Annotated in this window: 14 protein-coding genes; 10 read left to right on the forward strand and 4 right to left on the reverse strand. The window is 63.6% G+C overall.

All coding sequences use genetic code 11. The annotated features are described in order from the left end of the window. Window positions 1-16 precede the first annotated feature (16 nt). The 4 genes from BUS12_RS06220 to BUS12_RS06235 all read left to right on the forward strand — a co-directional run bounded on the left by BUS12_RS06220 (window position 17) and on the right by BUS12_RS06235 (window position 3,183). Window positions 17-412 carry a hypothetical protein gene (locus tag BUS12_RS06220; protein WP_074294731.1) on the forward strand — a complete coding sequence of 132 codons (396 nt, stop codon included), beginning with the start codon at window positions 17-19 and terminating at the stop codon, window positions 410-412. Between the two features lie 233 nt (window positions 413-645). Then, window positions 646-1,404, forward strand: coding sequence for an SDR family NAD(P)-dependent oxidoreductase (locus BUS12_RS06225; protein ID WP_074294732.1), 759 nt, complete (start codon window positions 646-648; stop codon window positions 1,402-1,404). Further along, a complete protein-coding gene (locus tag BUS12_RS06230; protein WP_437123857.1) occupies window positions 1,385-2,221 on the forward strand; it encodes a carboxymuconolactone decarboxylase family protein in 837 nt (278 codons plus the stop codon). Before BUS12_RS06225 ends, BUS12_RS06230 begins: the two co-directional genes overlap by 20 nt. Window positions 2,222-2,310: 89 nt before the next feature. After that, window positions 2,311-3,183 (forward strand): ABC transporter substrate-binding protein, encoded by an 873-nt coding sequence (locus BUS12_RS06235; RefSeq protein ID WP_083640266.1) that lies wholly within the window; start codon window positions 2,311-2,313, stop codon window positions 3,181-3,183. A gap of 23 nt (window positions 3,184-3,206) precedes the next feature. On the opposite strand, the gene BUS12_RS06240 is transcribed toward BUS12_RS06235, so the two are convergent. Together BUS12_RS06240 and BUS12_RS06245 are read right to left on the reverse strand one after the other, a co-directional pair. Continuing rightward, window positions 3,207-3,608 (reverse strand): VOC family protein, encoded by a 402-nt coding sequence (locus tag BUS12_RS06240; protein WP_074294735.1) that lies wholly within the window; start codon window positions 3,606-3,608, stop codon window positions 3,207-3,209. Between the two features lie 256 nt (window positions 3,609-3,864). Continuing rightward, window positions 3,865-4,506, reverse strand: coding sequence for a TetR/AcrR family transcriptional regulator (locus BUS12_RS06245; RefSeq protein WP_074294736.1), 642 nt, complete (start codon window positions 4,504-4,506; stop codon window positions 3,865-3,867). Between the two features lie 182 nt (window positions 4,507-4,688). Here BUS12_RS06245 and BUS12_RS06250 point away from each other — a divergent pair, with 182 nt between their 5' ends. The 5 genes from BUS12_RS06250 to BUS12_RS06270 all read left to right on the forward strand — a co-directional run bounded on the left by BUS12_RS06250 (window position 4,689) and on the right by BUS12_RS06270 (window position 11,931). After that, window positions 4,689-5,840, forward strand: coding sequence for a serine hydrolase domain-containing protein (locus BUS12_RS06250; RefSeq protein ID WP_074294737.1), 1,152 nt, complete (start codon window positions 4,689-4,691; stop codon window positions 5,838-5,840). Between the two features lie 267 nt (window positions 5,841-6,107). Continuing rightward, entirely contained in the window at window positions 6,108-7,883 is a 1,776-nt protein-coding gene (locus tag BUS12_RS39625) for a methyl-accepting chemotaxis protein (protein WP_074294738.1), read from the forward strand. A 235-nt stretch (window positions 7,884-8,118) separates the two neighbouring features. Beyond that, window positions 8,119-10,716 (forward strand): DNA-binding protein, encoded by a 2,598-nt coding sequence (locus BUS12_RS06260; RefSeq protein WP_074294739.1) that lies wholly within the window; start codon window positions 8,119-8,121, stop codon window positions 10,714-10,716. Between the two features lie 127 nt (window positions 10,717-10,843). Then, window positions 10,844-11,281 (forward strand): lysozyme inhibitor LprI family protein, encoded by a 438-nt coding sequence (locus tag BUS12_RS06265; RefSeq protein WP_074294743.1) that lies wholly within the window; start codon window positions 10,844-10,846, stop codon window positions 11,279-11,281. Window positions 11,282-11,409: 128 nt separating this feature from the next. After that, window positions 11,410-11,931, forward strand: coding sequence for a low affinity iron permease family protein (locus tag BUS12_RS06270; protein WP_074294745.1), 522 nt, complete (start codon window positions 11,410-11,412; stop codon window positions 11,929-11,931). Window positions 11,932-11,952: 21 nt separating this feature from the next. Here BUS12_RS06270 and BUS12_RS38705 read toward each other — a convergent pair whose 3' ends face one another. Further along, window positions 11,953-12,099, reverse strand: coding sequence for a hypothetical protein (locus tag BUS12_RS38705; RefSeq protein ID WP_171991604.1), 147 nt, complete (start codon window positions 12,097-12,099; stop codon window positions 11,953-11,955). 62 nt (window positions 12,100-12,161) lie between these two features. Here BUS12_RS38705 and BUS12_RS06275 point away from each other — a divergent pair, with 62 nt between their 5' ends. Beyond that, complete coding sequence (locus tag BUS12_RS06275) at window positions 12,162-12,563, forward strand: DUF302 domain-containing protein (protein ID WP_074294747.1); 402 nt, start codon at window positions 12,162-12,164, stop codon at window positions 12,561-12,563. A 51-nt stretch (window positions 12,564-12,614) separates the two neighbouring features. Here BUS12_RS06275 and BUS12_RS06280 read toward each other — a convergent pair whose 3' ends face one another. Then, a complete protein-coding gene (locus tag BUS12_RS06280) occupies window positions 12,615-12,818 on the reverse strand; it encodes a hypothetical protein (protein ID WP_074294749.1) in 204 nt (67 codons plus the stop codon). Between the last annotated feature and the right edge of the window lie 109 nt (window positions 12,819-12,927).

Genomic DNA, 12,927 nt, shown 5'->3' on the forward strand with positions numbered 1-12,927 from the left:
AGGAGCGGAGCAAACCATGGGCACACAACTAAGCCATCGCTGCAGGACCTCGCTGTACCGGCTGATGTTCGGCCACGCGCAGGACGAAAGCATCGTGTTCCTGATGGCCGCCAGCCGCGACGCCGCGCGCAAGGAAGCCACCGACGCGCTCGCCGCGATCCATGGCATCGCGCCCGACAATGTCTGTCTCTACAATCTCTCCTCGTTTCGCGAGCTGCTCGATAGCGGCGTCAGCGAAGACGAAGATCTCCGCATCTTCGAGGTGGCCTGGGAAGGCCCGAACGTCAGCGCGTGGGCAGAACACCCGCTGTTCCTGACCGATGACGCGACCTTGCTCGGCAAGTGGGCCGAGCTCTACGCGGAGCTCGCGCAGAATCTGGCGACCCACGCCATTAATCGGGCGCGGAGCTAGGGGCCAACCTTCCTGCCGCTAGCGTTTGCTGGCAAAGCTAGAGGACCGTCGAAGCCTCCCCATGACATTGATGAGCTCAATTCATGGGTCTTTGCCGTTTTCACCGGCTAGTCAAGCCGGGACGCATCCAGCATGCTGGATGCCCGCTCAACCATTCCCGTCGTGTCCGGCTGCGTCGCGCTGACGTGTAGCGCCGCGCGCCAGCATGCGCATCTCACTCAAGGAAAAACACCATGAATCCCGTCTATGATTTCAAAGGCCAGGTAGCGCTCGTCACGGGCGCCAGTTCAGGCATGGGGCTGGTGACCGCGCAGGCATTTGCCGAGGCCGGCGCGAGCGTGGTACTGGTCGACCGGAACGCAGCGAAGCTGAATGCCGCGGTCGAGACGCTGACGGCCGCGGGGCATCGGGCAATCGCGATCGTGTGCGATGTGTCCGACGAAGCGCAGGCCAAGGCAGCGGTCGAGCGCACGGTCGCCGAGTTCGGCCGGCTCGACATGGCTTATAACAATGCCGGCATTCTGGGCCCGATGTGCGAGATGTCGTCGGAAACCGCAGAGGGCTATGACGAAGTGCAGGCGGTCAATCTGCGCGGCATCTGGACCTTCATGAAGCACGAACTGCTGCAGATGAAGAAGCAGGGCAGCGGCGCGATCGTGAACTGCTCGTCATTGGGCGGTCTGGTGGGTCTGCCGGGACGCGCGGCCTATCACGCGAGCAAACATGGCGTGATCGGCCTCACCAAGAGCGCGGCACTCGACGTCGCGGCGCAAGGTATTCGCGTGAACGCCGTATGCCCTGGGTGCATCGACACGCCCATGGGCGAAGAGATCGATCCGGCGGCCATGAAAGAGTTTCTCAAGGGCCAGCCGATCGGCCGCTTCGGCAGGTCCGACGAAGTGGCGGCGGCGGTGCTGTGGCTGTGCAGCCCGGGCGCCAGCCTGATTGTCGGCGTGGCGCTGCCGGTCGACGGTGGGTTCGTCGCGCATTGAGATTTCATGGAGACAACCCATGAGAACAATCACGGCAGCGATCGCGGTGTTGTGCCTCGGCCTCGCTGCCTGCTCGTCAATCGGAAGGAAAACGGATATGGAAAGCTCGGAATCCCGGCATATCGTCAGCATGACTGACGATATGCGTGCGGTTTCGCCCGCCCTTGAGCGGTATACGAACGACGTGCTGCTCGGCGATTTGTGGAAGCGCCCGCAACTGTCGGCACGCGACCGCAGCATTGTGACGCTGTCGGTGTTGATTGCGCGCAATCAGAGTTCGGAGATGCCGTATTACCTTAACGTGGCCCTCGACAGCGGTCTCAAGCCCAGCGAGATTTCGGAGATCATTACGCATCTCGCGTTCTATTCGGGCTGGGCCAATGCCACCGCCGCCGCCCGGGCGACAAAAGCGGTGTTCGAGCAACGCGGGATCACGGTGGATCAGCTCCCGCCGGCCGCCGGTAATCGCCTGCCGCTCGACGCGGCTGCCGAGGCTCAGCGCGATGCCGCCGTTGCGCAAAACTTCGGGGCAGTGGCGCCGGGCGTGGTTCAGTTCACGCGAGATGCGCTGTTCCTGGATCTCTGGCTGCGTCCGGGGCTGGCTCCGCGCGATCGCAGTCTCGTCACAGTCAGCGCGCTGGTCGCCAGCGGGCAAGTCGCGCAACTGACCTATCACTTGAACAGGGCGATGGATAACGGCCTGACGAAGGCGCAGGCTTCGGAAGTCATGACGCAACTGGCGTTTTATGCAGGCTGGCCTAATGTCTTTACGGCGCTGCCTGTTGTTAAGGATGTCCTCGAGAAGCGACCCGATTGACGATAGGACGCCGGCGTGGAATCGGATAGCATAGTGGCGCTCGCCGATCCGCCGCTTCGGTTCCTCCTCGTCCTACGTCCTTCTCTTCAATGAAAAAGTCCCGTTGCCTTGTTTCGACGCTCTGTGCCACGACGCTTGTCCTGTCGTCCGCCTTTGGCGCCCCCTCGGCATTCGCACAGACCCAAGGCGCGAACCTCGCTCCCGCCTCGGTTTCACCCGCTGCAAGCGAGGTAAGTGAAACCGTGGTGAAAGCCTTTGCGCCGAGCGGTACGCTACGCGCTTCCATTAACCTGGGCAACCCGGTGCTGGCGAGCCTCGATCCGGCAAGCGGCAAGCCGGTCGGCGTATCGGTCGATCTCGCCGCTGAACTCGCCCGCCGTCTCGGCGTGCCGCTGCAACTGGTCGCGGTTCGATCGGCGGGCGCCTCCGTGGACAACGTGAATCAGGACAAGGCCGACGTCGGCTTCTTCGCCGTCGATCCGAAGCGCGGACAGGAAATCAGTTTCACGAAACCGTACGTGCTGATTGAAGGCTTTTATCTGGTGCGCGACGCATCGCCGATCACCACCAACGCCCAGGTCGATCAGGCGGGCGTGACGGTCGCCGTCGGCAAAGACAGTGCCTACGATCTGTTCCTCTCGCGCGAATTGCATCACGCGACAATCGTGCGGATTCCGACCTCGCCGGCCGTGGTGCAAGGCTTTCTGGATCAGCATCTGGACGTGGCCGCCGGCGTCAAGCAGCAACTGGAACGAGATGCGGCGAAGGCCGGCGGATTGCGGATCCTCGATCAACGCTTTATGGTGATCCGTCAGGCGATGGGCGTGCCCAAGGCAAAGGGCGCTGATGCGGCTGCGTACCTGGCGAAGTTTGTCGAGGACATGAAAGCATCGGGTTTTGTGGCGGCGTCCCTGGAGCGTCATCAGATCGAAGGCGCGGCCGTGGCAAAAGACAACGACTAGCCACGATGGCCGACCTCGCTGCTTTAAAACAGCTTCTGCCATTGCTCCTGCTTTTGCATGTCCTCACGCGTGTTGACTTCGATCAGGACGCCACCCGGCGAGCGGCAAAAGAACCGCGATCCGCGCGAATTGTTGAAGACCGCCGTTTCCATAAGAACGCCGCCTTCCAGGAATTCCGTGTAGAGAGTATGGACGTCGTCGAGGCTCTCGACCTCCAGACCGAAGTGGAAGTTCGTCGGCCAGACCGGCGCTTCCTCCTTGACGTGGTCCAGAACGATGTCAAAACCGTTCCGTTTCAGCAGGCAGCTCTCGCCGACCGCGACGATCTCGCAGCCGAGGTATTTTTCAAAGAACGCAGCCGTCTCGGCGACGTTGGTGGTGGGGAAGCTCAGGTGGTTCAGTTTCGCTTCTTTGTGAAGATTCATGAGGGTTCTCGCAGAAAAGTTGAAATGTGCCGTCGTGGGAGCGGTCACAGAGCCGACCCTGTGCAATCTCAGCAGCTCGTGTGACATCCCACGGAGTCAATTTTGCGAGTAATTGCTCGATTTTAAAACTCGCATTGGACAACAGCTTTTCGTGGGGCGCCTGGCCCAGTATTGGCGGGGGTTTGAAGTGTCGGTCACAGTCGCAATGCGAATCATTGCTCGCATTTGTGAGGCTGCGCGGCCAGCGGAATATCGTCTATTTCCTGGCGCGTGACTTTTCGGGCTGCCGATCCACAATCCCAAGGTATCCGAACAAGGCACGGCCGACGCGCGATTCCAGCGCTCCGCGGTTCACTTCGCCGCGCTCTCCCGCCGCGTCGACCATGGCGCGCAGAATGGCGACGAGGTCGTCGATCGCGATCTCGATGTCCGGCTGCGGCGGAATATCGTCATGCGCCAGAATCTGCCTAACCAACTCGCCAAAAGGAGCCTTGCATGTCGCGAGCTCTTTGCTGATAGCCGGCCGGTTTTCCTCGAAATCGAGCGCACGCGCAAGCAGAGGACGGCGCAGTTGCTGGTGAACCGAGACGGTAATCATGTACTTCAACGCGCTCTGACCGGTTGGCTGGCTCAGCGCGCCTTGGGCCTCGGCGTAGAACACGGCATGCTCGCGCTTGCTCAGGGCAACGATAATCGCGTCCTTGCCGGGGAAGTACTGATACAAGGTGCCGACGCTGACGCCCGCGCGCTGCGCGACGAGATTGGTATTCAGGCCGTCCATGCCTTTGCTTTCCAGCACGCGCGCCGCGGCCTCCAGAATCGTCGCAACGGTCTGTTCGGCACGGGATTGCTGGGGGATCTTGCGCGGCTTGACGGAGGGGTGCCGGGTTTTCGTCATGATGCGGTCTGGTCCTGGTAAGAAGCGAGCATTGACTCGGATTCTACCGCGTAGACGACAACACGCCCTCCGGTCAGGCGTGTCACCACGTTTCTCGCACATTGGCGCAAAATATCGCGAGCCGTACCACGGCCGATGCGCTGCCGTGTGCGGACTTCCCATCACGAACGCAGGAGACACCCATGACGTTTGACGGTTCGGCCATCAAGGCGCTGCTGGACAAGGCAGTTTCGAAGGGCGGGGTTCATGGCATTGCGGCAGTGGTCGTCGACCGCAACGGCCCGCTGTTTCATCACGCCGCCGGCGAGGCCGGCCCACACACGCTGTTCCGCAACGCGTCGATGACGAAGGCTGTTGCCACGACGGCGGCACTGCAGCTCGTAGAGAAGGGGCTGCTGAGCCTCGAGGCCAGCGTCGAATCGATTTTGCCGGAGTTCGGCCAGTTACAGGTGCTGGACGGCTTCGACGGCGACCAGCCACGGCTGCGCCCGCCTGCCAGCAAGGCCACGGTGCGCCAACTGATGACCCACACAGCCGGCTTCGGCTACTTCTTCCTCAACGAAAAGCTAAAGCGTTACCACGAGGTGACGGGTGAACCCCATCCCCTCACAGGCCTGAAGCGCAGTCTCTCGGTGCCGCTCGTCAACGACCCCGGCACCGCCTGGGAGTACGGCACCAACGTCGACTGGCTTGGGCTGGTGGTCGAAAAGCTCTCGGGGCAGAGTCTCGGCAGCTATCTCAAGCAGCATGTGTATGGTCCGCTGGGAATGAACGATTCCACCTTCACGCCCAGCGCCGAGCAACGCAGCCGCTTGCTGCGCGTGATGCAGCGCCAGGCCGACGGTACGCTGGCGCCTTCGGGCATCGATCTGCCGCCGACCTCCGAATGGGACGCGGCCGGCCACGGCTCGTACGGGACGGTGCAGGACTACGGCCGTTTCCTGCAGGCGTGGCTTGACGATGGCGCCGGCATCCTCGAGCCGGCGACCGTGCAACTGGCGCTGCGGGACCACCTTGCGCCGATCGTCCTTCCGGGAGCGGTGAAGCCCACGGTGCCGGAGTTGTCGAACGAGGTGCCCACAGGGCTGGTGCCGCAGAGTTGGGGGCTGGGCTTCTGCCTCACACTCGCCGATCTGCCGGGCATGCGCAGCAGCGGCACCGCCGACTGGGCCGGCATCTTCAATTCGTACTACTGGATGGACCGCGCGAAAGGCATCGGCGGGGTGCTGATGACGCAGATCCTGCCGTTCTTCGACATGCCGGTCGTCGAGACGCTCATTGGCTTCGAGGCCGCGGTCTACCGGCAGGTGGGGGCGGTCGTACCGGCTGCATGACGCGACTCTGAGAAGGAAACGGAAGGGAAAGCGGCCGCTTTCCCGCTCCCTTCCTGTATCCGAACCTAAATATTTCTTTAAACCTGTCGTAAACACCTAGGTAGATTGTCCAATTCCATGGTGACGCTGGAGCTGGACCCCGGCACGCGTGCTCATCCCGTCCGAGCATCGCTTCTGAACCCCGCGCATCCGATGCCGGCCAACGGCAAGCGGCAAGCGTGAAGTGTCCAGCCGGGCCAGTCCGTCACAGCAAACAAGGGAATCATCGTGCCGTTTCTTAAGAACATGCGAGTGGTGACGCAGCTCGTTGCAGGTTTTGCGCTTGTCATCCTCCTGCTGGTGGGCTTGGGTGTGTTTTCGCTCTATGAGGTCAGCGCCGAAAACGATCATGTCGCGGCGCTGCGCGACAAGTGGGCGGCCAGCGTCAGCAGCAGCCTGCGGATGCAGAACGCGCTGAACCAGATGCGCCTCTCCGAATTCCGCATGGCCTCGACCGACAAGGCCGCCGAGGTACAGGCGGTCGATTCGCGCATGGAGCCGCGTATCGAGGCCTTCCGTAGCGCGAGCGCGGAATACGAAAAGCTCATTTCCGAGCCGGAAGAGAAGACGGCCTTTGCGGACATCCAGGTTCTGATGCCCCAGTACATGGATCTCGATCAGCAGGTTCGGACGGCGGCGAAGGCCGGCAATCCGCAGCAGGCCATGAGCATCCTGACGGGGCAATCCGGGACGGTGCGGGATGCCGTCGCGAAGGACATCGACAAGATCGTCGCCATTAACGAGCAGGGCACGGCGCGCGAAGGCAAGGCGGCCCGCGACGCCTATCACGCGGCGATCGCGCTGGTGGTCGGCTTGATCGCCGCCGCAGCCGCCGTGGCGCTGGCCGTGGCGCTGTTCATCGCGCGCGGCTTCGCGCGGCAGCTCGGCGGCGAGCCGCGCGAAGCCGCCGCCATGGCCAGTGCGATCGCAGCCGGCAACCTGCGCGTCACGGTGCCGCTGAAGGCCGGCGACAACGCCAGCCTGATGTATTCGCTGGCCGCCATGAAGGAACAGTTGACGTCGATCGTGAGCGGCATCAAAAGCTCGAGCGAGTCGATTTCAGTGGCCGCAAGCGAGATTGCGCAAGGCAACACCGATCTGTCGCAGCGCACGGAAGAACAGGCCGCTTCCCTGGAGGAAACGGCGTCGAGCATGGAGCAGTTGACCAGCGCCGTGCGCCAGAATGCGGACAACGCCAAGCAGGCCAGCACGCTCGCCACCTCGGGTTCGAGCGTTGCACAACGCGGCGGCGCGGAGATTGGCCGCGTGGTCGCGACCATGCACGAGATTGCCGAAAGCTCGGCGCGGGTCGCCGAGATCATCAGTGTGATCGAGGGGATCGCTTTTCAGACCAACATCCTGGCGCTCAACGCGGCAGTCGAGGCGGCCCGCGCCGGCGAACAGGGACGCGGCTTCGCCGTGGTGGCGGGCGAGGTGCGCACGCTGGCCCAGCGCAGCGCCACCGCCGCCAAGGAGATCAAGGACCTGATTACCGAATCGGTGAGCCGCATCGATGCCGGCTCGAAGCTGGTCGAAAACGCCGGCCGGACGATGGACGAGATCGTGACCTCCGCCGGGCGCACGACCGATATCATGAACGAGCTCGCCGCAGCCTCCGAGGAGCAGAGCACCGGCATCGGCCAGGTCAATACCGCCATCACCCAGATGGACGAAGTCACGCAGCAGAACGCCGCGCTCGTCGAGCAGGCCTCGGCCGCGGCGCAGGCGCTGGCGCAGCAGGCGCAAGCCCTGCGCGATGCGGTGTCGGTCTTCAGCGTCGAGAGCGACGCGCCGCGTGCTGCGGTTTCGGCACGAGGGGCATCGGGGGCATCGGCGTCATCCGCCTCGCCGAGAAGGGCGCAGCCGGTTGCCCGTAGCGCGAAGACGCCGGCGCGGGCCACGCCTCGCCGAACCACTGTGCGTGCCGAGCCGGCGGGCGGCAGCGCGCCGTCCACAGCCACCGCCGCAGCCGCGAACGAAGCGGATAATTGGCAGACCTTCTGAGCGAAGCGGGCAAGCTCCCGGCAAGACCCGCGGTCCCGATGACATGATGCGGTTCGTCCGTTCCAGCGGCAGCGCCAGGGCCACGGCCATGCCACGGAGTAGGCTGACGCGCGTCCCGCGAGACGTGTTCACATTACGGCAGCCGTCATCGGGCTTTCAACGGAGACCGCGCGGGACGTAGTAAGGTATTGGGGACTCGGTCTTCCGCCCGCTCACATTGATTTTTGAGGCGCTTATGTCCAAAGACGCAGACTTGATCACCGACGAGCAGGTCGCTGCCATCGCCGATCGCATGGTCGGAGAAGGCAGACGGGTTTCCCCAGTGACGATCTGGTCGGAGGCGCGCGGCGGTTCGCTGGTGGCGATTGTGGCGGCGCTGGAGCGCTGGCGCGAGGCCCGCCAGCCCAGAACGCCGGATTTGCAGATACCGGGCGGATTGCCGGAAGGGCTTGCCGAGACCCTCATGAGCGCCGCGGGCCAGATCTGGACGACTTCCCAGGGCGAGGCGGAAAAGGCCTTCAGCCAGCGCCTCACGGCGGCGAGCGAGCATGCCGACGCCGCGCTGGCGGATCGGGACGAAGCGCTAGCCGAGTTTCAAAAGCTCGCGGACGAAATCGACGCCGGGCGCGAGCGGCTCGCTGCGCTGACGGAGGCGTTGGGCGCCTCGGAACAGACTGCCGCGCAGCTTGGAGCGGAACTTGCCACGGCGACCGGCCGCGCGGATGCCGCCGAGACACGTATAGAGGAACTCACGCAGCAGGTGTCGGCGGCGGACGCCAATCTTGAGACCGCGCAGGCATCGCTCGAAGTCGAGCGCCAGGCGCGTGAAGAACTGGCCGCGACGGTTTCAGCCAGGAACGATGAAATCGCCCAACTGACCCAGCAGCGCGACGACTCGCGGCAGGAGGCCGCCACGCTGAGCGCCGAGTGCCAGGCGAAGTCGGACGAGGTGGAGAAGTGGTCGCAGGCGTCGAGCGCGCTCACGTTGCGCGCGCAAACGGCCGAGGCGCGGATCGAGGAACTGGTGCAGCAGGCGTCGGTGGCGGACGCCACGCTGGAAACCACCCAGGCATCGCTCGAAGACGAACGCCGGGCGCATGAAGAATTGACCGCGGTTGTCGCGAGTAAAGACGGCGAGATCGCGAGCCTCAACCAGGCGCTCGATGGCGCGCGGCAGGAGGTCGCGTCGTTGCGCGCCGCCGGTGAGGCGAAGTCGGAAGAAATCGACAAGTGGTCGCAGGAAGCCAGCGCGGCTACCTCGCGTGCCCAGGCGGCCGAGGCACGTGTCGAGGAACTCGTGCAACGGGCGTCGGTGGCCGATGCGAGTTTGCAGGCGACCCAGGCATCGCTCGAAGAAGAGCGCAAGGCGCGTGACGAATTGGCCGCGCTGGTCGCGAACAGGAATGACGAGGTAGCGCGGCTCGCTCAGGATCTCGATGGCGCACGGCAGCAGGTTGCGACTTTGGACGCGGCCGGTCAGGCGAAATCGGAAGAAGTCGCCAGGTGGTCGCAGGAAGCCGGCGCGGCCACCTCGCGTGCGCAAGCGGCCGAGGCCCGTGTCGAGGAACTGCTGCGGCGTGCGTCGGTGGCCGATGCGAGTCTGCAGGCCACCGAGGCCTCGCTCGAAGAAGCCCGCAGAGCGCGAGAAGCATCGGCGCTGGCGCTCTCCGAGAAGAACGATGAGGTGGCACGACTCACTCAGGAGCGTGACGACTCGCAGCAGCAGATCGCCGCGTTGAACGACACGGGCCTGGCGAAGTCGGAAGAGATCTCGAAGTGGTCGCAGGAAGCCGGCGCGGCCACCTCGCGCGCGCAAGCCGCCGAGGCGCGGGTAGAGGAACTCCTGCAGCGCGCATCGGTGGAAAATGCCAACCTGGAAACCACCCGGACATCACTTGAAGAAGAGCGCAAGGCACGTGACGAGCTAGCCGCGCTTCTTTCGGATAAGAACGATGAGATCGCGCGCCTCACCCAGGAGCGCGACGACTCGCAGCAGCAGATCGCCACGTTGCGCAATACGGGCGAGGCGAAGTCGGAAGAGGTCTCGAAGTGGTCGCAGGAAGCCGGCGAGGCCACCTCGCGCGCGCAAGCCGCCGAGGCACAGGCGAACGAGAGCCTTACGCGGCTTGCCGCTCTGCAGACGGAACTGGATGAGGCCCGCCAGGTGCTGGAGACAGAGCGCCACGCAACCGCGACGCGACTCGACGCAGAGTCGGATCAGCTCAACGAAGTGCAGCGTATCACCCAGGAACTCGAAGCAGCCCGCGGGCAGGTCGGCGCCCTCACGGAGGCGAAAACGTCCGCGAGCGCCGAATTGGCCCGCGTTTCGCAAGACGCCTCCGCCGCGAAGGAGCGCGCCGATACAGCCGAACGCTATGCAGCCCAGTTGGCGCAGCGCCTCGCAGAGCTCGCTGAGACCGCCGGCCAGGAGGGCCAGCGCGGCCAGCATCCCGGCACTCGCGCGGACGAGCCGGAGAGCGCAGAGCAGGTGGCCGCCTTGCAGCGTCAGATATCGGCTCAGGCCAAAGCCCACGAAAAGGCCCTCAGCGATCTGCGCACCAATGCCGAACAATGGGTGGCGCATGCCAGGGATCTGAAACAACGGCTAGGCCAGGCCGGCGAAAAGATCTTGTTCATCGATGCACGCAGCACGGGAGAAGTCGCGCTTGTCCGCAGGCTGGCATCGGAACTGGAGCGGCTTAAGCCTGATCATGAATTGATATCCCGGGACGCGCAGCAAAAGCTGATTGGCGCGACCATGAGTCTGCAACTCGCCCAGAAGGGTTACCAATATGATCCGGCTACGGCGGTGATGTCGAAGATAAATGGCTAAGGTTTGCCGGCGAGGGCGCCCGTTCGACATGGCCATGCAAATCACTGACAATCGAAGATGCAGTGGGCGAGCGTCACGCATAGCGCGCCCACTGATTATTCAAAGCCATCTTCGATAAAAAGAACCGATGAAAAAATATCTCGCCATTCCGGTTGTTTTGCTGGCCTGCGGTTTCGCGCACGCGCAAGGGAATTCCCAAACTCCGAGTCCGTATTCCAAGGAATATGCGGCTTGTATAGCGAAAGCCGGTCCACCTGGTTTCTACGATCAATCGGCGGCGTCCAATTGCGATGTCGCGGAAATCAAGTTTCAGAAGAAGCGGATTAACACGGCGTACAACAAGATTCTGAAGTTGTGGCAAGACAATCCCGATGCGATCGCCAGGCTCAATAACGCGCAAAAGGCCTGGGTGCAGTGGCGAGACGAAACCTACGGTTTGCTGTCGGAGGATGGCGGCATGAATGGCCAGGTTGTCTACATCGTCAGTTCGAGTTTCATGCTCAAATCCCTGGCCGATCAGGCGAACCTGCTGGAGGGCATTCTTTCTGCGAATGGCGGCGATTAGATCGCCCAGGGCTTGCTTGCTCACTCACGTAGCGGGAGGCCGGCATCGGCTTCGGAGCCGTGCGGCATGGATCGTGCTGACAGAAAGGCGTTAAGGACGTCGAAGACGTCAAGCTTCTGGAGCCGGTCATGCCTATCAAGCCTGTCGCCCCTTCGCCGACTGACGAACTCGGCACCGTCCCGGATACAGCGAGCCCCGCGTATGCCGGGCGTCATCCGATTACGCGTCTGTTCGACCGGTTTGCCAGCCTCGTGACCCGATGGACCGGCTCGCCCACGGCCTTCACGCTCGCCGTATTGACGGTTCTGATCTGGATCGTGACGGGGCCGATTTTTCACTACTCCGACGGATGGCAACTGGTCATTAACACCGGCACCACCATCGTCACGTTTCTCATGGTCTTCCTGATCCAGCAAAGCCAGAACAAGGATAGCGTCGCATTGCATCTGAAACTGAATGAGCTGCTGTCCTCGCATCGGGCCGCGAACAATCAGCTGATCGGTATCGAGGATGCGTCGGAAGAAGAACTGCGCAGGCTGGCGGCGGCTTATCTGCGCCTGTCCACGCAGCCTAATTCCGTAGAGGTGTCCGCTAGAGAGGGGGCGGAGCCAGCGCCGCCGGTCGGGGCAATGGTGGACCGTCAATCGTGAAGCGATGGCGCGGGTGTGATCTCAAGCGGCAGATTCTCTACCGCTAATCGACAGGGGCAGCATGCCGCCACTGTCGAGCGCGAGCCCAATCTGCTCGCCGCCGATCAGCCGGTCGGAATCGAGGCAAGGAATATCGTAAGAGCGGGCATAAGGCGAGCCTTCGCTCACGCGCGTCGTTTTGCGAGCGGTTAAACTCGAGCGACCACGCTCGCCACCCCCCAGGAGCCCCCATGTCCACGCCAACAACCGACAACGGCATCGTCACCCTACCCACGCATCGCTCAGTAGCGGAAGCCGCCGACCGACTCGCCGCGCTGATCGAAGCGAAGCAGATTCTCCTGTTCGCCCGCATTGATTTCGCCGCGGACGCACAGCGCGCGGGCCTGACGATGAATCCGTCGCAGTTGCTCGTATTCGGCAATCCGCGCGCCGGGACGCCGCTGATGCAAGCGGTGCCGACGGCGGCGCTCGATTTGCCGCTCAAGGTTCTGGTGTGGCAGGACGGCGACGGCCGCGTCTGGTTCTCGTATAACGCAACGAGCTACCTGCAGGCGCGGCATGGTGCGCCTGCGGATCTGATGAAGGCCATTGATGGCGTCGTCGCGCTGGTGCAGGCGGCAGCGGCCGACTAAGCCGCGGCCACGCTCAAACGCGCGCGGTCGCCGCGTCGGCGCCCCGAGCCGCTAGCGACGGCCGCTGCGGCCCCACACATAGCGCACCCAGCGCTGCCACCGGCTTTGCGGCGGCGCGGCAGCGTGATGGGCGGCCTGCTCCTGGCGGTCGCGCTGGACGCTCTTTTGCACCTGTTCGTGAATCTGGCGCAAGGTCATGCCGCCGGGGCCTTTCAGTTTGTCGGGGTCGGCGTTGGGATCGGGATCATCGGTCATGGGAAGGGGGATTCCAGATGAGTCGATCTGATCTTGATACAGATGGCGAGTCGCGGCAAGCACGCCCGAGCCGCATCCAGGCAAACAGGAACCCAGCACGAACCCACCA

The organism is Paraburkholderia phenazinium, assembly GCF_900142845.1.
GTDB lineage: Bacteria > Pseudomonadota > Gammaproteobacteria > Burkholderiales > Burkholderiaceae > Paraburkholderia > Paraburkholderia phenazinium_A.